General features: G+C 42.6%; 21 protein-coding genes and 1 tRNA gene. 9 read left to right on the forward strand and 13 right to left on the reverse strand.

The genetic code is table 11. The features are described 5' to 3' along the window. Window positions 1-2: 2 nt before the first annotated feature. Window positions 3-1,367 (forward strand): TIGR00341 family protein, encoded by a 1,365-nt coding sequence (locus tag ACYQ0C_RS00255; RefSeq protein WP_016275072.1) that lies wholly within the window; start codon window positions 3-5, stop codon window positions 1,365-1,367. 4 nt (window positions 1,368-1,371) lie between these two features. Beyond that, a complete protein-coding gene (locus tag ACYQ0C_RS00260; protein WP_016275073.1) occupies window positions 1,372-3,510 on the forward strand; it encodes a S46 family peptidase in 2,139 nt (712 codons plus the stop codon). Window positions 3,511-3,733: 223 nt separating this feature from the next. Here ACYQ0C_RS00260 and ACYQ0C_RS00265 read toward each other — a convergent pair whose 3' ends face one another. From ACYQ0C_RS00265 to ACYQ0C_RS00305, 9 genes are all read right to left on the reverse strand, one after another. Next, window positions 3,734-5,608: a DEAD/DEAH box helicase gene (locus tag ACYQ0C_RS00265; protein WP_025019573.1), complete on the reverse strand. Its 1,875-nt coding sequence runs from the start codon at window positions 5,606-5,608 to the stop codon at window positions 3,734-3,736. 264 nt (window positions 5,609-5,872) lie between these two features. Continuing rightward, window positions 5,873-6,085, reverse strand: coding sequence for a helix-turn-helix domain-containing protein (locus ACYQ0C_RS00270; protein ID WP_016275075.1), 213 nt, complete (start codon window positions 6,083-6,085; stop codon window positions 5,873-5,875). A gap of 181 nt (window positions 6,086-6,266) precedes the next feature. Further along, window positions 6,267-6,914 carry a DUF2975 domain-containing protein gene (locus ACYQ0C_RS00275; protein WP_016275077.1) on the reverse strand — a complete coding sequence of 216 codons (648 nt, stop codon included), beginning with the start codon at window positions 6,912-6,914 and terminating at the stop codon, window positions 6,267-6,269. A gap of 15 nt (window positions 6,915-6,929) precedes the next feature. Then, window positions 6,930-7,577 carry a DUF2975 domain-containing protein gene (locus ACYQ0C_RS00280; RefSeq protein WP_025019575.1) on the reverse strand — a complete coding sequence of 216 codons (648 nt, stop codon included), beginning with the start codon at window positions 7,575-7,577 and terminating at the stop codon, window positions 6,930-6,932. Between the two features lie 8 nt (window positions 7,578-7,585). Continuing rightward, on the reverse strand, window positions 7,586-8,416 hold the full coding sequence (locus ACYQ0C_RS00285) for a CPBP family intramembrane glutamic endopeptidase (protein ID WP_016275079.1): 831 nt from the start codon (window positions 8,414-8,416) through the stop codon (window positions 7,586-7,588). Between the two features lie 182 nt (window positions 8,417-8,598). Further along, complete coding sequence (locus ACYQ0C_RS00290) at window positions 8,599-9,021, reverse strand: DUF3836 domain-containing protein (protein ID WP_016275080.1); 423 nt, start codon at window positions 9,019-9,021, stop codon at window positions 8,599-8,601. A gap of 321 nt (window positions 9,022-9,342) precedes the next feature. Next, window positions 9,343-10,263 (reverse strand): bifunctional riboflavin kinase/FAD synthetase, encoded by a 921-nt coding sequence (locus tag ACYQ0C_RS00295; RefSeq protein ID WP_016275082.1) that lies wholly within the window; start codon window positions 10,261-10,263, stop codon window positions 9,343-9,345. Next, window positions 10,263-10,877 carry an HAD family hydrolase gene (locus tag ACYQ0C_RS00300; protein ID WP_016275083.1) on the reverse strand — a complete coding sequence of 205 codons (615 nt, stop codon included), beginning with the start codon at window positions 10,875-10,877 and terminating at the stop codon, window positions 10,263-10,265. The genes ACYQ0C_RS00295 and ACYQ0C_RS00300 overlap by 1 nt, the downstream gene beginning before the upstream one ends. Window positions 10,878-10,904: 27 nt before the next feature. After that, the gene (locus ACYQ0C_RS00305; protein WP_016275084.1) at window positions 10,905-13,535 is read right to left on the reverse strand and encodes a calcium-translocating P-type ATPase, PMCA-type; all 2,631 of its coding nucleotides are present in this window, start codon (window positions 13,533-13,535) and stop codon (window positions 10,905-10,907) included. A 157-nt stretch (window positions 13,536-13,692) separates the two neighbouring features. On the opposite strand from ACYQ0C_RS00305, the gene ACYQ0C_RS00310 reads away from it, so the two are divergent. Together ACYQ0C_RS00310 and ACYQ0C_RS00315 are read left to right on the forward strand one after the other, a co-directional pair. Continuing rightward, window positions 13,693-13,766 (forward strand) — tRNA-Ile (locus ACYQ0C_RS00310). 313 nt (window positions 13,767-14,079) lie between these two features. Beyond that, window positions 14,080-15,378: a glycoside hydrolase family 88/105 protein gene (locus ACYQ0C_RS00315; protein WP_135952076.1), complete on the forward strand. Its 1,299-nt coding sequence runs from the start codon at window positions 14,080-14,082 to the stop codon at window positions 15,376-15,378. 56 nt (window positions 15,379-15,434) lie between these two features. Here ACYQ0C_RS00315 and ACYQ0C_RS00320 read toward each other — a convergent pair whose 3' ends face one another. Together ACYQ0C_RS00320 and ACYQ0C_RS00325 are read right to left on the reverse strand one after the other, a co-directional pair. Further along, entirely contained in the window at window positions 15,435-15,932 is a 498-nt protein-coding gene (locus ACYQ0C_RS00320) for a Riean_0653 family protein (RefSeq protein ID WP_016275086.1), read from the reverse strand. A 12-nt stretch (window positions 15,933-15,944) separates the two neighbouring features. After that, window positions 15,945-16,592, reverse strand: a complete 648-nt coding sequence (locus ACYQ0C_RS00325) for an outer membrane beta-barrel protein (RefSeq protein ID WP_016275087.1) — start codon at window positions 16,590-16,592, stop codon at window positions 15,945-15,947. A gap of 316 nt (window positions 16,593-16,908) precedes the next feature. Between ACYQ0C_RS00325 and ACYQ0C_RS00330 the strand changes: the two genes are divergently transcribed. From ACYQ0C_RS00330 to ACYQ0C_RS00350, 5 genes are read left to right on the forward strand one after another with little or no spacing between them, the layout of a single operon-like run. Further along, window positions 16,909-17,127 (forward strand): DUF6132 family protein, encoded by a 219-nt coding sequence (locus ACYQ0C_RS00330; protein WP_016275088.1) that lies wholly within the window; start codon window positions 16,909-16,911, stop codon window positions 17,125-17,127. 2 nt (window positions 17,128-17,129) lie between these two features. Further along, window positions 17,130-17,609 (forward strand): thioredoxin, encoded by a 480-nt coding sequence (trxA, locus tag ACYQ0C_RS00335; protein WP_016275089.1) that lies wholly within the window; start codon window positions 17,130-17,132, stop codon window positions 17,607-17,609. Between the two features lie 37 nt (window positions 17,610-17,646). Then, window positions 17,647-17,994 carry a MarR family transcriptional regulator gene (locus tag ACYQ0C_RS00340; RefSeq protein WP_016275090.1) on the forward strand — a complete coding sequence of 116 codons (348 nt, stop codon included), beginning with the start codon at window positions 17,647-17,649 and terminating at the stop codon, window positions 17,992-17,994. 19 nt (window positions 17,995-18,013) lie between these two features. Next, window positions 18,014-18,679: a M15 family metallopeptidase gene (locus tag ACYQ0C_RS00345; RefSeq protein WP_016275091.1), complete on the forward strand. Its 666-nt coding sequence runs from the start codon at window positions 18,014-18,016 to the stop codon at window positions 18,677-18,679. A gap of 3 nt (window positions 18,680-18,682) precedes the next feature. Then, a complete protein-coding gene (locus ACYQ0C_RS00350; RefSeq protein WP_016275092.1) occupies window positions 18,683-19,867 on the forward strand; it encodes a THUMP-like domain-containing protein in 1,185 nt (394 codons plus the stop codon). A 172-nt stretch (window positions 19,868-20,039) separates the two neighbouring features. Here the strand turns inward: ACYQ0C_RS00350 and ACYQ0C_RS00355 are convergent, their stop codons facing one another. After that, window positions 20,040-20,468 (reverse strand): SufE family protein, encoded by a 429-nt coding sequence (locus tag ACYQ0C_RS00355; protein WP_005838774.1) that lies wholly within the window; start codon window positions 20,466-20,468, stop codon window positions 20,040-20,042. A gap of 11 nt (window positions 20,469-20,479) precedes the next feature. Further along, the gene (locus ACYQ0C_RS00360; RefSeq protein WP_016275093.1) at window positions 20,480-21,484 is read right to left on the reverse strand and encodes a M20 family metallopeptidase; all 1,005 of its coding nucleotides are present in this window, start codon (window positions 21,482-21,484) and stop codon (window positions 20,480-20,482) included. Between the last annotated feature and the right edge of the window lie 35 nt (window positions 21,485-21,519).

Consider the following 21,519-nt stretch of genomic DNA (forward strand, 5'->3'; position numbering starts at 1 on the left):
CTATGAGTGATTTGAAGAATGAATTGAGAAATGTGCCTTATGTCAAGAAGTTCTTTAGTGAATATCTTGATTTGCGCAAGGATAAGGATAATGAAGCCTTGACCGTGGAAAGTATCTGTAATGGTGTCGAGTTCAAGGGAACGAACTTGTGGATTCTGATTTTCGCTATCTTCATAGCTTCGTTGGGACTGAATGTGAACTCTACAGCGGTGATTATCGGTGCCATGTTGATTTCTCCATTGATGGGACCTATCATGGGAATAGGACTCGCAATCGGGCAGAACAACTTCGAATTGCTGAAACGTTCTTTAAAGAGCTATTTGGTGGCGACCGTATTCAGTGTGATTACAGCTACGCTTTATTTCTCGCTGACTCCGCTGGATGAAGTGCAGTCGGAGTTGCTGGCACGTACTTCCCCTACCATATATGATGTACTCATTGCTTTATGTGGTGGTTTGGCCGGCATTATCGCTTTATCTACTAAAGAAAAAGGGAATGTAATTCCGGGAGTGGCCATTGCTACGGCTTTGATGCCGCCTTTGTGTACTGCCGGATTCGGGCTTGCTACCGGAAATTTACTTTATTTTTTGGGGGCATTCTATTTGTATTTTATCAATTCCGTATTTATCAGCCTGGCTACTTTTATCGGGGTGCGTGTCATGCATTTCCAGCGTAAGGAATTTGTGGATAAGGAGCGTGAGAAGTTAGTTAAAAAATATATCATTGTCATTACTTTGGCCACCATGTGTCCTGCTATCTATCTGACTTATGGTATTGTGAAGAACACTATTTATGAGGCTTCAGCCAATAATTTTATCAATGAAGAGTTGGACTTTAATAATACTCAGGTGATAGACCGGAAGATATCTTTCGAAAAGAAGGAAATACGTGTGGTGTTAATAGGTAGTGAGGTCCCGGAAGCAGAAATAGCAACCGCAAGGGATAACTTGAAACATTTTAATCTGGCAGGTACTAAACTGGTTGTTCTTCAAGGAATGAATAATGATGCGATGGATATTGGCAGTATAAAAGCTCAAGTGATGGAAGATTTCTATAAGAATAGTGAAAAGCGTTTGCTGGAGCAACAGGAGAAGATTAAGTCTTTGGAAAACGAGCTTAAAGTATATGCTGCATATAATACTGTAGATAAAAAAATAATTCCTGAACTTAAAGTGCTTTATCCTACGGCAGAAGCCATAGCTATGGCAAAGACTGTGGAATTGCAGGTGGATTCAACTAAGACGGATACATTGACAATCGTCTTGATGAAATTCAGTAAAAGACCTCATGAGAAGGAACAAGAAAAAATTACCGAATGGTTGAAAGCACGTGTCGGAGCAAAGGAACTTAAATTAATTGTAGAATAAAACTATGAAAAAACTACTGCTGCTGCTACTTTTCCTACCTTTATATATATGGGGGAGTGAAGGTATGTGGCTTCCTTGTTGTCTTAGCAAACAAACTCAACAAGTGATGAAAGAAATGGGGTTGGAGCTTTCATCTGAACAATTGTATAATCCCGGTGGAAAGGCATTGGCTAATGCTGTCGTTAGTTTTGGAGGCTTTTGTTCGGGTGTTGTTGTATCTCCGGATGGTTTGGTCTTTACGAATCATCATTGTGGGTATGATGCCATTCAGCAGCATAGTTCCGTGGAGCATGATTATTTGCGGGATGGGTTCGTGGCCGATTCCTTAAATAAGGAGCTTCCTAATCCGGACTTATTTGTCAGTTTCCTGATACGTACGGAGGATGTGACGGAACGTGTGCTGCAAGCTGTACCGGCAGGAACAGAAGAAAGGGACCGTGCGCTGATTGTAGATTCTATTTCCACACTGCTTGCTCAGGAGGCAGTAGCGAATGATACTTTGCTGCGTGCTGAGATAACACCTTTTTATGGTGGCAATGAGTTTTATCTGTCTGTGTATAAAGACTACTATGATGTCCGTCTGGTGTTTGCTCCTCCCTCTTCTGTAGGTAAGTTTGGCGGGGATACGGATAATTGGGTATGGCCCCGTCATACTGGAGATTTCTCTGTATTTCGTATTTATGTTGACCGGAATAATCAGCCGGCAGCTTATTCTCCGGATAATGTGCCTTATCATCCGGATTATTTTGCTCCTGTTTCTTTGGACGGGTATGAACAAGGTTCATTTTGTATGACTATGGGATATCCTGGTTCTACCAGCAGGTATTTGTCTTCGTTTGGAATAGACGAGAGGGTCAATACGGATAATGCCGCCATGATTAATGTCCGTACCATCAAGCAGGCTATCTGGAAAAATGCAATGGAAAAAAGTGATGATATCCGTATTAAATATGCTTCCAAGTACGCGCAAAGCGCTAACTATTGGAAGAATAGTATAGGGATGAATCAAGCTGTTAAAGAGTTGAAAGTGATAGAGAAGAAACAAGCTTTGGAACGTCAGTTGCAAGAATGGATCCGCCGGAAGCCTGATGAACGAAGCAAATATGCCCGGGTGCTGACTGAACTTGAGTTGAATTATCGTAATCGTAGAGATGCGGCACGGGCCATGGCTTATTTTGGAGAAACATTTGCTAATGGACCTGAGTTGATTACAGCAGCTTTGACTGTATTGAATTTTGATTTTGAGGCAGAGGTGGGTGATTTGGAACGCAATATGCGGCAGCTGCTGGAGATTTATGTCAATATGGATGTGAATGTGGATAAACAAGTTTTTGTGGCTATGTTGAAAGAATATGCGGCAGAGGTAGGGAAAGAGTTCTTACCCGATGTTTATCCGTTGATAGAAAAAGATTTTAAGGGGGATTACCAGGCTTATGTGGATGATTTATATGCTCGTTCCTCTTTGAAGACACCACATGGATTTGAACAGGTGGTGAGAGGAGATACCACTTATGTCTTGTTTGATGACCCTGCGGCTTCTTTTGCTATTGATATGTTGGTGAAATTTTATGAGTTCAATCAGTCCGTGGAGGAATCAAGTATGAACATTGAGAAAAATGAGCGTTTGCTGAATGAAGCGATGCGTGAGATGGAGGCAGACAGGGTGTTTTATCCGGATGCCAATTCTACTATGCGTCTGAGCTTTGGTATGGTAGGTGGTTACTCGCCGAAAGATGCGATTGAATATTCTTATTTTACGACGACAAAAGGGATTTTTGATAAAATAAGGCAGTATAAGGGAGATCGTGATTTTGATGTGCTCCCTTCCGTGACCGATTGCTTGGAAAGGAAAGATTTCGGGCGTTATGCAGCCGGAGATGGTAATATGAATGTTTGTTTTATCTCGGATAATGATATTACAGGAGGAAACTCTGGTAGTGGAATGTTCAACGGAAAAGGAGAACTGATAGGGCTTGCTTTTGACGGAAATTGGGAAGCTATGAGTGGAGACATTGTTTTTGAACCTAATTTGCAGCGTTGTATCGGAGTGGATATCCGTTATGTTCTTTATATGATTGAGAAATATGGGAAGGCTTCCCGTTTGATTGATGAGCTGGAATTGACGGAAAAGGAAAAAAACTAAAATGAAGGTGTGTCCGGATTAAGATGAACCAGCTAAAAATCTACAGACTGTAACTGATAAATGCAGAAAAACCGTATCATTACTCAAAGTTGATACGGTTTTTATTATCGATGAAGGGGGTCGGATTTTAGATTAAAAGTACTTTTAATCTAAAGTTGAGTTTTGATTCACCCCATTTTTAGGCTTGCTTTGTGTCCAATTCTCTTTCATTAAATCGGATTCCTCATTTCTTGGATTTCTTTTTCTTACTGTTGTCGCTGTTAAAGAATTGTTTCCAGTCGTCTTTCGTTTTGGGACCGCGTTCTTCCGTGTAGCCACGTTCCGCACGGCTAGGTTTTCCTTCTTTGGGAGTTGCTTTTTTATTGGACCTGTCACCTTTTTTGCCAAATGACGCATTCCTTGCCGCACTGCTTCTACGTTCACCGTTGTCGTTTTTGCCATTATTTTCACCGGCAACTTCTACTACAATCTTCCGGCCGCCATTCAGATTGACCTTATTTAAAGCTTTGATAACATCTTGTGCCTGATTTTCTGCTACTTCGAAGAAAGAGAAATTCTGCATCAAGTCGATTCGACCGATGATAGTACGCTGTTTCTTCATGTTGCGATTAATCAGTTCTATGATTTGGTTGGCATAGAAACCGTCTGTTTTTCCTACATTCAGGAACAGACGAGTATATCCTTTTTCTGCTTTACGCTCTGTCTTTTCACGGGTGCTGCCATGGTCTTTGCGCTCTTTGAGACCACGTTCATTCCGACGGTCGTTCGTGCTGGGAATTTCTATTTCCGGAGCATTGCTATAGTATTCCAGAAAGCGGTTGAATTCCATTGAAACCACGCGCTTTATCAGGTCTTCCTTTGAAAGCCATTCCAGTTTGCGATAGATTCCGGGCAGGAAGGATTCAATTTCTTCGTCGTTTACTTTTACTTTTTCTATATCATCTATCAACTTAATCAATTGCTGCTCGCAAATTTGTTTACCGCTGGGCATTTCACCCATGATAAATTTTTTGTTGATAATCCGTTCTATCTCACGCATCTTTCCTTTCTCGCGCAGATTGATGATGGCGATCGAAATACCTGTTTTTCCGGCACGTCCTGTACGTCCGCTACGGTGAGTATAGCTTTCTATATCATCGGGCAAACCGTAATTGATTACATGAGTTAAATCATTTACATCCAAACCACGGGCTGCTACATCGGTAGCAACCAAAAGCTGTAAATGACGCTGACGGAATTTCTGCATCACTAAGTCGCGTTGTGCCTGTGAGAGTTCGCCGTGTAGGGAATCTGCATTATAACCGTCTTGAATCAATTTATCTGCAATTTCCTGAGTTTCCTTACGGGTACGGCAGAAAATGATGCCATAAATTTGTGGGTAGTAATCCGCAATACGTTTCAATGCGGCATATTTATCTTTAGCATGTACCAAATAGGCAATGTGATTGACATTTTTACTGCCTTCATTTTTGGTGCCAATTGTAATTTCTTTCGCATCGTGCAGATACTTTTTGGCGATGCGTGAGATCTCCGGACTCATAGTGGCCGAGAACATCAAGGTATTCCGGTCTTCAGGAACTTTTTCAAGGATGGCGTTTATGCTGTCAGTGAATCCCATATTCAGCATTTCATCGGCTTCATCCATTACTACATCTGTAATGGTTTCCAGCTTGGCTACTTTTCTTTCTATTAAGTCAATCAGTCGTCCGGGAGTAGCCACAATGATATGTACGCCTGTCTTCAACATGCGTATCTGGCTTTCGATGGATGAACCACCATATACAGGAAGGACTTTCAGTCCGTTAATATACTTGGAGTAATCGTTCAGATCGCCTGCAATCTGCAAGCATAACTCGCGTGTGGGGCATAAGATTAGTGCTTGAGGCACACGTTGCTTTACATCTACTTTTTGGATAAGCGGCAGACCAAATGCGGCTGTTTTTCCAGTCCCTGTTTGTGCTAGGGCTACTACATCGTTGCCGTTTCCCAATAAATACGGTATTACTTCTTCTTGTACCGGCATGGGATTTTCATATCCCATTTCTTTAATAGCTTTTAGTATTTCCGGGGAAACGCCTAACTCTTCAAATGTCTTCATTTATAATCTATAAAAATTCAAGTATGTAATTTGGGTACAAAGATAGATATAATCGTAGGATTATAAGGTTTTTATACGATATTTGTTCTCATTTATGAAAGAATTTAGGGAATATTGGCTAAAGTCCGTTTGGAAGTGGAAAGAAAACAGGGAGATACTCCGCCAATGCGGCAGTTGAAGTCCAATTGCCTTATCGGTCGGAGTATCTGGGATGGAGATGAGAGAATTTTATGGTGTCAGAGTGTTTGTGAATGTGGCTGTTTATCATTCATCTTCATCCCTGAATTCTAAAATGTCGCCGGGCTGGCACTCCAGTTCCCTGCAAATGGCCTCCAATGTGGAGAAGCGGATGGCTTTCGCCTTTCCGGTTTTCAATATGGAGAGGTTGGCGGGAGTGAGGTCTATCTTTTCGGCCAGATCTCCCAGCGAAATCTTTCGTTTCGCCATCATTACGTCTAGGTTCACTATAATCGGCATGGTTCAATTCATTTTAGGTTTGTTCGGATTCTCTTCTAATGCTTGCCACCATAGGGTGTGATGTTTCGTCAGTTTCTTAAAAACATATAGACAGAAACAGGTCCATCCCACATTGACCGTCATCCTCGCTGCCTTGCTATCCGGTAATGGATGAAATTTTTCTTTCATGGCACTTCCTTTCTTAAATGGTTAAATCCTGCTCTTCTTTCATCTTTACTCCGATAGCGAATATCTCGGCAAAAAGGATAGGGATAATCACGGCTACCCAGTCGGGGGAATAACCGGCATAGCTGATGATTTTGTAACCCGGCAGACTGATTTGTTCAACTGCTGCGCTTCCTATGATCCATTCCCCGATAGCTATGAGGATTTCTAAGCTTGCACTGGTATATGCAAACCAGCGGAGGCGTCGCACATTGGCGGAAATGAATACTTCGCGGCGCGAGATGGAGATGAGCAACCGGATCAGTGAGCAGAAGCCGATGAGGAAAAGAAACATTCCGGGTATGGCAAACCCCATAACAAGGATGTGCCAGGCCGATGGCTTGGCATACGTTTCTATTTCAGTCACTGTGTAGGGGAGTGCCCAGGCCACGCGGTTGTTGTTCAGTGAATCGACAGTGGTTCCGGGCAACGGTTCTACATTCAGCTTGGCCCGGGTTACATTGTAGGGTATAATGTGATGCCCGGGTTCATACATCTTCATTGCGTTGTTTTGTCCTTCGTTAAATCCTTCCTTGAAGTCTCTCCAATTTTCATTCAATCCTCCAAAGAAATTTGCAATGATGGCTATAATGGCTATGATACCTAATATTCTGAACTTGTTCATAATCTGTCCCGTTCCTTAAATGGTTAACTCCTGTTCTTCTTTCATTTTCAGCCCGATGGCGAATACTTCGGCCACTAGTAATGAAATGAATCCCAGAATGAAAGTCGCGTCGGAAAATGCAAAGGTGTAGGAGAACTCACACCCGTTGAGTTGCAATACTTGCGAAGCTTCGTAATTCCCGATTACAGTGGTGCCCAGCGTGCAGATAAACAAAAGTATCAATGCCCATCCTAATTTGCGCAGGAACCTCACATTCTTCCAGCTGAAGATATCACCACGATTGATATTTCTGATCAGATAAAAGAACTGCAACAAGCTGAAAATTCCTGCTATAACCGAAATTAATGAGGCTATTCCGGTCAGTGCATGGAATGTACCGTTTTCTTTGCTTGGCGCCTCTACCATGCTTATAATCGGTATGATAGATGCTTGTTCTCCTGTCTTTACATTAGTCACGCTTCCTGTTTTTTCAAGTAGATTGGTGGGAAGGGTACAGATCATCTTGTAGTCGGAAATGCGTATGTCCTTTCCTTTTTCTACACTTTCGTATCCGGCTTTAAAGGCACTCGTGAAAGAATAGAACATGATGCTGACCGTTGTTGAGGTGGAAAGGAATAACGCGATAAGTACGCAGATGCAAAAGAGGTTGAGCTTTTTTTTCATTGTTGTATTTATGCTTGTGTATTAGTTACTTCAGAGGGCTTTTCCGGTTGTGGCAAATGTTTGTTCAGGTAGAAATACATGCCGGTCAAGGTGACTATGGCAACTGCCAAAAGAATATAAGTAGGTGTGGCGCCAATCATATCAACCGTTTTTTCATTCATTTCTTCTTTAGTTGATGTAGCCATGATAATGGTAGCCAGAAAGTTGTTCAGAAAATGTCCTATCATGCCCGGTATGATGCTTCCTGTGCGGTAGTAGAGCCATCCGAACACCAGGCCCAGACAGAAGGCGAAGGGTACTTGCGCCGGATTGATGTGGATGAGGCCGAAGATGAGTGCGGACAGAATAATGGCCGTTTTTGGTTTTTTCCCACTTTGCAGGAGGTGTCCTTCAATGGCTTCACGGAACAGCAGTTCTTCCACCAGGGGGGCCATGAAGGCAATGGCGAGGATGCCGAATATGTTACGGCTCATTCCCATGAATGTGTTTTCCATCAGATTGGGTAGTTCTATGAATTCATTGGCTATATTGCAGATGAACATGGCTGCTATGATGAACGGAATACTCAATAGAATGGTTCTTGCAGGGACTTCAGTCCAGCTTGCTTTGTTGAATTTGACGTATTTGAAATGAATCAGATGCCAAGTCATGGCTATTCCTGCCAGTACCATGATAAGGCCTGTCATAGAGGCTGCATTTTTGCCTGCGGCATAGGCAAGGTTATCATTTTCTGAAATCTCGTTCATTATTGTTATAAAGCTGGTCGGAATGCTTATCAGGAAGGTGAAGGCCAATTGATAAGCGAAGTAATAAAGTACTAATTTAATTGCGCGTCCCATAATAGAGTGTTTATTGGTTTTAAAATATAGTTGTCTGAAAGGGTAGGACGGACTTTTGTATCCGTCCTGAGATATTGTCTTGTATGTTTTGCGATGTCCGGTGCGATTACTGCTCCCACAAAGCAAAACATGAGTACACTTTACCTAAGTGTTGAGGGTGGTTGTGTTTTTTGTTGTTTTCATTACTTTTTGTTTTGTGTGTCGGCCAACAAGTTTGCGTTGTTGTCTTCACGGTAAATACTTTCTTGTTTGTTATGGTTGAAGACGTTCTCTCGGGCGTTCCATTCGGCGTAATTGAGTTTGATTTCGTATGTTCCGGAAGTTACCGTAAGCAGATAGGCCGGTTCCCACAGTTCGCGGTAAGCATCCCAACGGTAGGCTTTCTTCTCAATTACCTGACCATTTTCATCGTGTTTGTACTCATACTTCAGTTTGCGTGTCAATGTTTTGCCGTCTTCATTCAGTGTGTACACGGTTGTGTTTGTGTCATTCTGGCCGTAGATGTACTTCGTGTTTCCTGTTGTTTGTGCGTTTGCTGTTGTTGTACAACTCGTCATTACTACTGCAACTGCTGCTAAAACTGATTTTAATACTGACTTTTTCATTTTACTTAGTGTTTTAATGTTTGTGTTTGTTCTTTCTCGTTTTTCGATATTCATTTCTCGTTTATCGATATGCAAATGTATATCTTATTTTGATACCACAAAAGAAAAACGAGAAAAAATTATCGAAAAACGATAAAAATATATCTTTTTTCATGTCTTTCCGGGTTGAAGTGTATGAAAAAACAGATTTTATGCAGGGGATGTCTGATATTGGTAAGTTAATTCCTCTGATGGCGGTTGCGTCTCTCCGGGAATGTTGGCGAAGATGTGTGGAAAGTGTAGTTTGAAAAGGGGAAGGCTGTGCAATGATACACTTGATCTCTAAAGAAGAATCCTGGCGGTTTCTTCCCGGTCTTTGTGCATTTGGGCGATGAGTGCGTCTATCGTGTCGTATTTTTCTTCGGGGCGAAGGTATTTTACGAATTCTATGCGCATTTCTTTGTGATAAATATCTTCTGAAAAATTGAGGATGTTCACCTCAATACTTAAATTTTTGCCATTATTGATAGTGGGGCGATGTCCTATGTTCAACATTCCTGCCCATTTTTTACCTTCTACATATACATATACCGCATAAACTCCTTCCGAAGGGATCAGTTTGTCACTACAGTTCACTTGTAAGTTGGCTGTGGGGAATCCTATTTTTCTGCCTACTTTGTAGCCGTCCACTACTGTTCCGTCCAAATAATAGTTATATCCTAGGAATTTTTCTGCTTGGCTTACTTTGCCTTCTTTTAATAGTTGACGGATGACCGAAGAGCTGATTTTATCCTCTCCGTCCGTATAAGCTCGCGCGCGTACTATATATATGTTTAATTCCTCACCATAACGGCAATAATCGTCAAAACTTTCACTGCGGTTGTGCCCGAAACGATGGTCATAGCCTATAACTAATGTGTGGATATTGAATTTGTCACGTAATAATCGCATAAATTCCCGGGCTGAAAGCAGGGAAAGCTCTTGTGTAAAGGGAAGAAGAATACAGTAATCTACTTGCGTCGTTCCCAATAAGTCGATTTTTTCTGTTGGTGAGGAAAGTAATTGCGGGCGGTAAGTGGTTTGTATCACTTGTCTGGGATGCACGGGAAAAGTGATCAATGCAGAACATAATCCATCCTTGGCGGCTACCTCTTTTACTTGATTGATAAGAAAGCGGTGTCCGAGATGCACTCCGTCAAAAAAACCGATAGTGGCGGCTGAAGGGGGCAATGTTTGATGGTTTATATCCGATCGTATTTCCATTATTCAAAAAGTGAACTTAAATCTTCTCCGACATGATAATGATGGGATCTTATGCCAAGTGTCATAGCTGCCTGGCAGTTAGTTTCCGAGTCATCTATAAAAAACGTTTCTTCGGGCAGGATGTTTGCTTCGTTCATCATTTGTTCATAAATATCTTTTCCGGGTTTGGCTTTATGCATCTCGAAAGACAGAAAAGTATCTTCAAAAAAGTCATTTATGCGGAAGCCCCGATAACTGAACATTTGTTCGCAGGCATAGCTCCAATGTATCCGGTTGGTGTTGCTGAGCAGATAAACCATATAACGCTCGCGCAACTCTAGTAGTAAGTCTAGTTTCTCACGGGGGATATCAAGTAACATCAGATTCCACATGTCATCGATTTTACGGTCGGACAGTGATTCGCAGGTTTCTTTACGAATAGTCTCCCGGAATTCTTCCGGAGTGATCTCACCTAATTCAAATTGGGAAAAGAAGCCTTTTCCCCTGAACTGGCTTGCCTGCTTCTCGATATCTTGAAAACCTGCTTTACGAAAAGCATTCAGGCAATTGTCAAAATCCAGATTTATTAATACTCCCCCTAAATCAAAAACGACATTTTTAATCTTACTGTCCATAGCTCTTTATGTGCTTTATTTTTCTTTTTAGCTTTTCTTTTGCATTCGTTTTATCCAACGGTGGATTTCACCAGTCCACAATACGAATGATGTTCCTGTGATAATATAAATCCAAGTCATGAAGTCCATAGGTTCGGTACGGAATACTTTACCTCCGAATTCTACAATCAGAATTTGTCCGACCAAGATAATGATAGCCACACTTAGCATGCCTAATGCATGGCGGGAATCTTTGAATACAGAATGGTTGGTTCCGAAAACACTGGCATTGAACAGGTTCCAGAATTGCAGCATCACGAAGATGGTAAAGAATTGGGTTAAGGCTTGCCCTACTGAATCTGCTGGCATTTGTTTGATGATGACAATTAATGTCATCAGTATAGCAAGGAAACAGAAGCCTGCACCTAGTATATTCTTGCGCATGGCTTTGGTGATGATAAAGTCATCAGCCTTGCGTGGCTTTTCATTCATTACATCTGCGCTGGGGGGGATGGATGCCAGAGCCATAGCGGCAAAAGTATCCATGATAAGGTTTACCCAAAGCATTTGTGTTACGGTTAATGGTAGTTCTGTGCCAAAGAAAGCTCCTAACAGAACACTGGCCAATGCGACCACATTGATAGTCAGCTGGAATACGATGAAGCGCTGGATGTTTTTGTAAAGGGAGCGTCCCCACATCACTGCGGTAGCAATACTGTGGAATGAGTCATCCAATAAGGTAATGTCACTGGCTTCTTTGGCTACTGAAGTACCGGTTCCCATAGAAAGGCCTACTTGGGCATGGTTCAGTGCAGGAGCATCGTTTGTTCCGTCTCCGGTTACTGCCACTACAGCTCTTTTCTGCTGTAGCAGTTGGACCAGGCGTTGCTTGTCCATAGGACGTGCACGGCTCATCACTTTCAAGTCAAGTACACGGTCTAAAGCCTCTTCATCGCTCAATGCGGCGAATTCTACTCCTGTTATGCGGTTACGCTCTGTATCCTCAGGTTTCCATAGCCCTATTTGCCGGGCAATCTCGGTAGCTGTTCCCGGAGTATCTCCTGTGACAATCTTCACGTCGATACCTGCCGACTGACATTTTTGTACGGCCTCCGGAACATCGGGACGGATGGGGTCGCTGATGGCCACGATGCCGAGGAAGGTCATGCCGCCTTCGTTCACCAGTCCGACACAATCGTTGCCGGCACTTTCAGGGATGATTTTGTAAGCCAATCCCAAAGTACGCATTGCTTTATTTTGAAAATGGAGCAGATCGGATTCATAGCCGCTCGTGTCTTCAATAGAAAGATCGCATTTCCCCATTACTATTTCGGGGGCGCCTTTTATGTATAGCACTTTCTTTTGTAGTATGGGTGAATTCACCAATGTAGCCATGTATTTACGTTCCGTAGAGAAGGTAAGCTGATTGATTACTTCTGCATTCTCACGTAGCTTCAAGTAGTTTTTGCCTTGTTCATTTAGCCAGAGCAATAAAGCGATTTCGGTAGGATTACCTACTCCTGATGGTTTTTTGCCTTCTCCTGTTTCCTCTAGAAAAGCAGTGGAGTTAGCACTGATACTTTCAGCTATCAGATCCATGTCTTCGGATTCAAGTTTGCTTTCATGTACCTGCATCAGATTTTGTGTTAATGTGCCTGTCTTGTCGGTACAGATAACCGTGATGGCCCCCATTGTTTCGCAAGCATGCATTTTACGCACCAGGTTGTTGGTCTTCAGCATACGGCGCATGTTCAGTGCAAGGCTTAAAGTGACACTCATCGGCAGTCCTTCGGGAACAGCGACAACGATTAAAGTGACAGCCATCATGAAGTATTTCAATACAATACGGGCAACCGCCATCCATCCATGCCAGTCGGTTATCTCGTGTATGCTGAGGTAAGCATAAAGATCCTTGGCTGTGAAAACTATGAAAGTAAGGGTAGCGATAGTGAAACCTATTTTTCCGATGAAACCGGCCAGTTTGGTTAACTGAATATTTAATGGAGTTTCTTCTTCATTTTGTTCGGTGGCCTGGCGTGCTACTTTACCTATCTCGGTAGAGTCTCCTACACGTTCCACTTTCATGATGCCATGTCCGTCAACCACTGTAGTCCCACGCATCACCTCGTTGCTGGGGTAAGTGGCTTCCTCATCAAAGAGTTCTTCGTTAATGGTTTTATTAACCATTAGTTCTCCCGTTAGGTTAGATTCATTTACCTGCAGGGAAATGGCTTCCAACAGAATGCCGTCTGCCGGAATTTCTTCCCCTGTATTTAGTACGACAATATCGCCTGTTACAATATCCTTACGGGGAATTTCCCTTACCTTTCCGTTTCTGATAACGGTGACCGGTGTTTCCTCACCGACAGCATTCAGCAAATCAAATTTTTTGTTGGCATCATATTCAAAGTAAAATCCGATGCCGGTTGCCAGAAAGATGGCAAAGAAAATACCGATTGTTTCAGCATATTCATCTTCAATAATGGCGATCACCAGAGAAAAAAATGCAGCAACCAGAAGAATACGTATAACCGGATCGCGGAACTTTTCCAAATAAAGTTTCCACATAGAGGGACGCTTGGGAGGTGTCAGAAGGTTATTTCCGTATTTCTCCCTATTGATAAGGACTTCTTTGTCCGTAAGCCCGGTAAGGGCGTTTTCCTGTTTTTTTTGTGCCATACGGCTTTGCAGAGTTTATTAATGGAGCACAAAAATACAATTTATATCCTTACGAAGGGGGAGAATTAAATCTTTTTATTAATTTTTGGGCGATAAATCTTGCAAGTTTCAAGGGAATATACTACTTTTGCACCTGCAAACAAGAAGTTGTGAGCGCGGGCTTTTAGCTCAGTTGGTTAGAGCAACAGACTCATAATCTGGAGGTCCTTGGTTCAAGCCCAAGATGGCCCACAAACAGAAAAGGCTGATTCTTAATAGAATACAGCCTTTTTTGTTTTTCTTTTTTTATGAACTGAGTTTGATATTTCTCCTATAACAGGTAATCATGAATGAAATATTGCTTTATGGGCATAAAATGGTTCACACATTTATAAGCTCTTAAATTGAAAATGTGGCTATTACAATAAAATAATATCTTGAAAATTTGTACGAAACAGGAAGATGGTTTTATCTTTGAGAGATGCTAAGGATAGCCGGAATCTTTTATTCCGGAGTAGTGCAGAGCCTGTTGGCATATTGAAATACAAAATTAAATTTAGGTTTTATGGTTAAACGTTATGGTTGTGCAGGTATTTTATTGCTTGCGATGGGGTTACTCCCTTTAAGGGCACAGGACAACGCTGTGGCCAAAGAGATGGCTATAAAGATAGCCGATCGTATTGTCGCTTCTACTGTTTATGAGTTCAAAGATGTAAAAACAGGTAAAATATATACTTCTTTGGACAATGTTTCTTTAAATCCGGATATACGTGTCAATAGTAAATATTTGAATTGGCATTACACAAACGGAGTGACAAACATGGCTTTGATGGAGTTGGGTGACAAACTACAGAGTCGGAAGTATGAGGATTATGTACTGAAGAACATGAAATTTGTTTTCGATAAGACTAACCAGTCCTATTTTCATCGTTTATATGATAAAACTTTCCGTGAAGGAGGGTGGAGAGCAGTTCCCCGTCTTACCTGGCACATGATTTATAGAAATAAACGTCTGGATGATAACGGACCGATGGGGGCTAGTCTGATAACCTTGAACCAGCGTCATCCGGACGAGGCTTTCCGGAAATATATTGAGACAACGAACCATCATCTTATGGTCTCGGAACCTCGCTTGGCCGATGGGACTATAGCCCGTTTGTGGCCTCATGAGAATACCGTGTGGGCAGATGATGCGTTTATGGCGGTATCTTTTATTTCCAGAATGGGGGAGATTACCGGTGAAAAGAAGTATTTTGATGATGCGGCTAATCAGATATTGAATTATACACGGTATTTGTGGTGTCCTGAAAAACAGATTTATTATCATTGCTACCATACAGATAATAAGGAACATGGAGTGGCGCATTGGTCCCGGGCCAATGGATGGATTTTTATGGCGACAGCCGATCTGTTGGCAAGAATGCCGGAAGATCATCCTATGCGTGAGGATGTGATAAAGAATTTCCAAATGCAGGCTAGTGGGGTAGCCCGGTATCAAGGGAAAAACGGTTTGTGGCATCAGTTGTTGGATAAAGAAGATTCTTATGAAGAAATTACCGGTACTTCTATGTTTGTATTCGGTATAGCTAAAGGTGTGAAGGAGGGATGGTTGCATCCGGACTTCATTTATGTAGCATGGCAGGGATTAAAGGGCATGTTGTCAAAGATTTCAGAGAAGGGTGATGTTACGGCCATTTGTGTCGGCACAGGTATTATGCCTTCCACCGTGTTTTATTATAACCGTCCTACTCAGGAAAATGACCCGATGGGTGAAGGACCTGTGTTACGCGCTTTGGTAGAAATGATTGACGCGCCTAAATATACGGAGATTAGCGCGAATGATCAGTATGACAAGATAAAATAAAAAAGAGACTAACTTACCCGTTGGCGAGCTGGACCTGGCTTGCCAACGGGTATATGTCAGAATGTTAAATCAAACCGTCCTTCTTTCATTCTTCCTCCTTCAAAGGTTCCGCTGATTATTCTGTTGCTCAAATCAAAGCGGGTTATATTGACAATACCGTCTTCCAGTTTCTCTTCTTGTTTATTGCCGTCTTTGAATACAGCGTCGGTATAGATCGTCTGATCATTGTCTGTCTTTTCAAGAGCACTGTAAATCGTGATATTTTTTTCTTTCGGATCAATGATATTGAAAGAAATAGACGCATTGGTATCTACCCGGACATATATATTGACTGTCGCTTTTTCGTCTTCATTACAAGCGGGATAGTAAGATGCTTTATGATCCGGGCCATAGCGTTGTCCCGTATATACCCAGCCGTCTATCAGACAGCCAAAAGTATTGGCGCCTGTTTGAGTGGCGGGAGGCATGAGGGTAGGATCTGCTGAAAAATCTTCTCCATCACAAGAACTGCATAATGCGAGTGTTAACACTATTGTAATAAGATATTTAATCATGGCCTGAATCTTTTAAAAGTGATAATTAATACCTGCTGAGAAAGATAATTGGGAAATATCATCCGAACCGTTCATCGGATAATGTGGCTGCACCGTCCATTCTTTATGATGATAGCGGACGGAGTATTCACCGGAATATGCCAGAATATAGTTTATTTTTGCGCTGATTCCCCAATGGGAGGAGAGATGGTATTCTCCACCTGCGCCAAAGTTTGCCGCCCATTTGTTCATGGATACTTTCCGTGGTTTGTCATATACCGTGCTGTTATCTTTATATATCTGATATCCGGTTCCGGTAGTAAAATATAGGCTGAATTGTTGTTTCAGCCAATGCAGGGAGAACTGTGGAGCGAAATAATGTGTTTGAATCTTGTCTGTGCTGTTTGGCATATCGCCTGTATATCGGTTGCCCTGATAAAGTATTCCGAAACCGGCTCTTATAGCAGGCTTGTTTCCTACCAGATAAGTGTAACTTCCTGACCAGCTTATGCCGTTGCGTAAACTTGAAGAGCATCCTGCTGTTCCTATCAGTTTTCCGGTATAGAGAGCAGGACCTGTTTGAAAGGATAGAATGGATCGTCTGCATGTGCCGGATTGTGCATACAGCAATGCTGAACACAGCAACGTGGCCGCTACAAAAAAACATCGTTTACATTTCATAACAATTGTGTTTGTCTAGTTAAGTATTATGGGCACAAAAATAATAAATCATTGAAAATAATAGCATAAATAGATTGCTTTTTTTAATCGAACTTGAAAAATGTGATAGATTAACGTTTTCCTGGCATCCCTTGCACTACTGAATATTATTTAAATGCGGACATTGAATCGTGAAGGAAAGTTATTATTAAAATATTTTCCCGAGGAAATTTGTTATTAAGGAAAGTATGAAATATATTTGGAAAAAGTTTCCTAAGGAAATAATTAAAGGAGGTAACGTGACGGAGTCCGGTTTTAATCATAAAAAGAGAAGAGTATGAAAAAAGAGTTTGTAAAAAGGCATGGATGGACATTGCTTGGCATTGTGGCAGGAACGGTAGGAGGATATTTGTATTGGCGGTATATAGGTTGTACCACTGGGACCTGTCCTATAACATCTTCTCCTGTCAGCAGTTCCATTTGGGGGGCGGCGATGGGAGGGTTGCTTCTCAGTTCATTTATGCCGGAGCGTAAAGAAATAAAGAAGGAGGAATAAGTATGAATAAGACGATTTTATTTTTTTTAGCCCTTGTGCTGGCTACCACTACAGCTTGCGGCAGAGGGAACAGTAGTAATAACCCTGTAAAAGAAGAAACTATGGCAACAGAAGGAAATGGAAAGGTCATACATCTGACCAAAGCTGAATTTTTGGCGAAAGTATATAATTTCGAGAAAAACCCGGAAGAGTGGAAATATGAAGGTGACAAACCGGCTATTGTGGATTTCTATGCTGACTGGTGTGGTCCTTGCAAAATGGTAGCTCCTATTCTGGACGAATTGGCAAAAGAATACGATGGACGGATTGTAATCTATAAGGTGGATACGGAGAAGGAGCAGGAACTGGCAGGCGCATTTGGAATACGGAGTATTCCGTCCATTCTGTTCATTCCTATGGAAGGAAAGCCGGAGATGGCACAGGGGGCTATGCCCAAAGCATCTTTTAAAAAGGCTATTGATGAGTTTTTATTGAAAAAATAAGTACTTTTGTGCAATAGCATCAAGAAGAAGGAGCAATATGGAAACTTTATGTAAAATAAGAGATCTCTATCGCGCTATTGCAGAGTTTGAAATACGTTTTGAAAAGGCGCACCACCTTTGTCTGAACGAAGGAATGTTGTTATGCTGTCTCTCCAGAAAGAAACGCTTGTCCTCGGGAGAGATAGCAGAACAACTGGGACTTACTAATTCGAATACTTCTAAAGTTATCAGGTCTGTGGAGGATAAAGGTTATATAGAGCGTAATTTGGGAGACTGCGATAAACGACAGATGTATTTCTCGCTTACGGCGGAGGGGAAGAAAATACTGAAAGAGATGGAATGCTGTAACATTGAAATTCCTGAGTTGTTGAAGTCCGTATTATGATAGAAAGATACTGTTGTAGATGAAGGCTGTTTTTATTTTTATATCCTTGCTGATGATGCTCCACCCCGCTTTCCCGCAAAGCAGGATGGAGCATTATCTTGATTCGTTGGGATTGGTGAATATAGGCAAGATGGACAAGACCTTGAAAATAGATTTGATGTACACCCGTGCCGACAATTTTACCGGAAAAGTCCTTTATGAGGATTTGCAGGAAGCCTATCTTCATCCCGAGGCTGCCAAAGCCCTGTTGCAAGCGCAGCAGCGGTTGAAAGAGTTGTATCCCGGTTATTCTTTGATTATTTATGATGCCGCCCGTCCCATGTCCGTGCAGCAGAAAATGTGGAATGTGGTAAAAGGCACTTCCCAAAATATATATGTATCCAATCCGGCCCGGGGAGGAGGGTTGCATAATTATGGTTTGGCGGTGGATGTAAGTATTGCAGATGAAAAAGGAAATCCTTTGCCTATGGGGACCAAAGTGGATCATTTGGGCAAGGAAGCACATATAGATACCGAGGCGGCAATGGTACAGCAGGGAATCATGACAGCACAGGAACGGAAAAACCGTTTGCTGCTGCGCCGGGTCATGACGGATGCGGGTTATAAACCTTTGCGTAGTGAATGGTGGCATTTCAACTACCGCAGTCGTGAAGAGGCAAAACGGAACTATAAAGTAATTAGATAAAGGATGGAAATATCAGCAAAAACACTCCGTTTCATCGAAGAACACAGGGAGGACGATACGCGTACACTTGCTTTGCAAAGTAAGAAATATCCCGATGTGGACATGGCGGCAGCTGTCACACAAATTGCCGGACTGCAGGTAGCGTCCCGCAAGATACCTTCATGGTATCCGGTTTCCGCATTATGGTATCCCCCTCATTTGTCTATGGAACAATGTTCTTCCGAAGCAACTGCTTTATATAAGGCTTCTTTGTTGGAAGGAGATACTTTTGCCGATTTAACCGGAGGTTTCGGTATTGATTGCAGTTTTATCTCCCGGAATTTCAAGCAGGCTGATTATGTGGAAAGGCAGGCAGGACTTTGTGAGCTGGCTTTGCATAATTTCCCTTTGTTGGGGTTGGGACACATTCGGATACATAACCGGGACGGGGTATCCTATTTGCAGGAAATGCTTCCGGTAGATTGCTTGTTTTTAGACCCTGCCAGAAGAGACGGGCACGGTGGCAAGACGGTTGCCATCTCTGATTGCGAGCCGGATGTTACTGTTTTGGAGCCTTTGCTGGTTGATAAGGCAAAGAAAGTGATGGTGAAATTATCGCCTATGCTGGACATGTCATTGGCATTGAACGAGCTGAAAACAGTTCGTGCGGTACACATTGTCGCTGTGAATAACGAGTGCAAGGAGTTATTGCTGATATTGCAAAAAGAACCCGTTTCATCGGAGGTAAGCATCCATTGCGAGCATATTGCAGGCAACGGGGAGAACCAGCATTACACCTTTACCTTGAAGCAGGAAAAAACGTCGCCCTGTCCCTTGGCCGATGAGGTCGGTACTTATTTGTATGAACCGAATGCCGCTATACTGAAAGCCGGTGCTTTTCGTTCTCTCACACAAACCTATCCTGTGGCGAAACTTCATCTCAGCAGCCATTTATATACCTCTGCTTCTTTGGTTCCGGATTTTCCGGGACGTCGTTTCCGGGTTGAGGCCGTATCGGGTTTTGGAAAAAAGGAACTGAAAGCGTTCTTGGTGGATATGGACAAGGCGAATATTACGATCCGCAACTTTCCATTATCGGTTGCGGAACTTCGCAAACGTTTGAAACTGAAAGAGGGAGGAGATGATTATATCTTTGCCACTACCTTGTCCGGCGGGCAGAAAGTCTTGATTAGAGGGAAGAAGTGTTAGTTTATAATCCGTATGCTGTTGTCTTTGGACAGTTTATGGCGTAATGGACAAATACGTACGAGTCGCATGAATGGAAGAATTTGTTATCTTTTTGGGGTGATAAGCGGTTAGTGATTAATAGGCTGCGTTATCATGCCGCAGGTATTAACCGCTAATCACTAACCGCTAATTACTAATTCGCCATTTTTGCCTTGAAAGCCAGCGCATACATACGCATCTGCTTTACCATTGCCAGCAAGCCATTGCTACGGGTGGGCGACAGATGTTCTTTCAGGCCTATCTTTTCTATAAAGTATAAATCACTGCTTAATATTTCATCGGGGGTATGTCCGCTGACTACTTTAATGAGCAGGGCAATGATACCTTTTACAATCAAGGCGTCACTTTCCGCCTGGAACACCACTTTGCCGTCTTCCATATCGGCTTGCAGCCATACGCGGCTTTGGCAACCATCTATCAGGTTTTGTTCTGTTTTATATTCGGGGGCGAGTGGTTCCTGCTCGTTACCCAAGTCTATGAGCAGTTGATACTTGTCCATCCAGTCATCAAAATCACTGAACTCTTCTATCACTTCGTTCTGAAGTTCGTTTATTGTTTTCATTGTTTTATCATTTATTTCTCATTATAAATCACATCCATTACCGTCTGTCCTACCGCTTTCAGCGTGTTACGGTCAATGTTTTCCATCGTATCGTTTACCGTATGCCAGAAAGAGCCGAAAGAACTTTGCGGATTGTCGGCATCATAGTTAATGATGTCCACACACGGGATACGCGCCAACTTGTTGACATAGATATGGTCGTCCACCGTCTCGCCCCCGTCTTCTTTTACAAAATAGTTGCCATATCCCAGCTCATGTGCCTTTTTCCAGATTTTCTTCATCTCGGAACGGGCGGTGCGGGCCGAGTAACCTTCATAATAGAACGTGGCATCTTTTCCTCCTACCATATCCAGCAAGATTCCATAGCGTGCATTATAGTTCTGGACATGTGGAGTACGTGCCCAATATTGTGATCCGAGACACCAAGTGTCCTGTTTGTACCTGCCGTCATAAAATTCGGGAATTCCATAATCCTCCGAATCGAAAAATACGATATCTATGCCTAAGGCAGGTTGTTCCTTCTGTATCTGACGGGCGATTTCCAGCAGCACCCCCACACCGCTGGCACCATCATTCACTCCCAGTATAGGAGTATGGTGATTCTTCGGATCGGGATCATTGTCGGCATACGGGCGGCTGTCCCAATGGGCGCAAAGCAGGATACGTTTTTTGCTTTCGGGCTTGTAGGCACCGATAATGTTGCGTGATTTCAGTATCGTACCGTCGTATGCTATCAGATCGGCATATTGATTGTACACCTTGGCACCGAATTTTTCCAATTGTCCTGCCAGATATTCCCCACATTCTTTGTGCGCCTGCGTGTTGGGGACACGGGGACCGAAATCGGCTTGTACCTGAATATACTGATAGGCGCTGTCCGCATCGAATTCGGGAGCTTTGATCACTTCTTTGTCTACGGTTTCTGTCTGGTCGTTTCTGCTTTTACTGTTTCCGCAGGCTACAGCCGTCAATACAAGCAGCAAGACCGGGATTACTAAAACGTTTTTTATCTTCATACTTATTCCTTGTTATTTAAGTACATATTGTGCAT

It is taken from the genome of Phocaeicola sartorii JCM 17136 = DSM 21941 (genome assembly GCF_054653615.1).

Excerpts from the sequence above, each read along its gene's own strand:
- ACYQ0C_RS00350 (WP_016275092.1), top strand. The coding sequence starts at position 18,683 with ATGGAAATATCAGCAAAAACACTCCGTTTCATCGAAGAACACAGGGAG.
- ACYQ0C_RS00360 (WP_016275093.1), bottom strand. The coding sequence starts at position 21,484 with ATGAAGATAAAAAACGTTTTAGTAATCCCGGTCTTGCTGCTTGTATTG.
- ACYQ0C_RS00355 (WP_005838774.1), bottom strand. The coding sequence starts at position 20,468 with ATGAAAACAATAAACGAACTTCAGAACGAAGTGATAGAAGAGTTCAGT.
- ACYQ0C_RS00320 (WP_016275086.1), bottom strand. The coding sequence starts at position 15,932 with ATGATTAAATATCTTATTACAATAGTGTTAACACTCGCATTATGCAGT.
- ACYQ0C_RS00325 (WP_016275087.1), bottom strand. The coding sequence starts at position 16,592 with ATGAAATGTAAACGATGTTTTTTTGTAGCGGCCACGTTGCTGTGTTCA.
- ACYQ0C_RS00315 (WP_135952076.1), top strand. The coding sequence starts at position 14,080 with ATGGTTAAACGTTATGGTTGTGCAGGTATTTTATTGCTTGCGATGGGG.
- ACYQ0C_RS00255 (WP_016275072.1), top strand. The coding sequence starts at position 3 with ATGAGTGATTTGAAGAATGAATTGAGAAATGTGCCTTATGTCAAGAAG.
- ACYQ0C_RS00330 (WP_016275088.1), top strand. The coding sequence starts at position 16,909 with ATGAAAAAAGAGTTTGTAAAAAGGCATGGATGGACATTGCTTGGCATT.
- ACYQ0C_RS00260 (WP_016275073.1), top strand. The coding sequence starts at position 1,372 with ATGAAAAAACTACTGCTGCTGCTACTTTTCCTACCTTTATATATATGG.
- ACYQ0C_RS00270 (WP_016275075.1), bottom strand. The coding sequence starts at position 6,085 with ATGCCGATTATAGTGAACCTAGACGTAATGATGGCGAAACGAAAGATT.
- ACYQ0C_RS00305 (WP_016275084.1), bottom strand. The coding sequence starts at position 13,535 with ATGGCACAAAAAAAACAGGAAAACGCCCTTACCGGGCTTACGGACAAA.
- ACYQ0C_RS00285 (WP_016275079.1), bottom strand. The coding sequence starts at position 8,416 with ATGGGACGCGCAATTAAATTAGTACTTTATTACTTCGCTTATCAATTG.
- ACYQ0C_RS00345 (WP_016275091.1), top strand. The coding sequence starts at position 18,014 with ATGAAGGCTGTTTTTATTTTTATATCCTTGCTGATGATGCTCCACCCC.
- ACYQ0C_RS00295 (WP_016275082.1), bottom strand. The coding sequence starts at position 10,263 with ATGGAAATACGATCGGATATAAACCATCAAACATTGCCCCCTTCAGCC.
- ACYQ0C_RS00280 (WP_025019575.1), bottom strand. The coding sequence starts at position 7,577 with ATGAAAAAAAAGCTCAACCTCTTTTGCATCTGCGTACTTATCGCGTTA.
- trxA (WP_016275089.1), top strand. The coding sequence starts at position 17,130 with ATGAATAAGACGATTTTATTTTTTTTAGCCCTTGTGCTGGCTACCACT.
- ACYQ0C_RS00340 (WP_016275090.1), top strand. The coding sequence starts at position 17,647 with ATGGAAACTTTATGTAAAATAAGAGATCTCTATCGCGCTATTGCAGAG.
- ACYQ0C_RS00300 (WP_016275083.1), bottom strand. The coding sequence starts at position 10,877 with ATGGACAGTAAGATTAAAAATGTCGTTTTTGATTTAGGGGGAGTATTA.
- ACYQ0C_RS00265 (WP_025019573.1), bottom strand. The coding sequence starts at position 5,608 with ATGAAGACATTTGAAGAGTTAGGCGTTTCCCCGGAAATACTAAAAGCT.
- ACYQ0C_RS00290 (WP_016275080.1), bottom strand. The coding sequence starts at position 9,021 with ATGAAAAAGTCAGTATTAAAATCAGTTTTAGCAGCAGTTGCAGTAGTA.
- ACYQ0C_RS00275 (WP_016275077.1), bottom strand. The coding sequence starts at position 6,914 with ATGAACAAGTTCAGAATATTAGGTATCATAGCCATTATAGCCATCATT.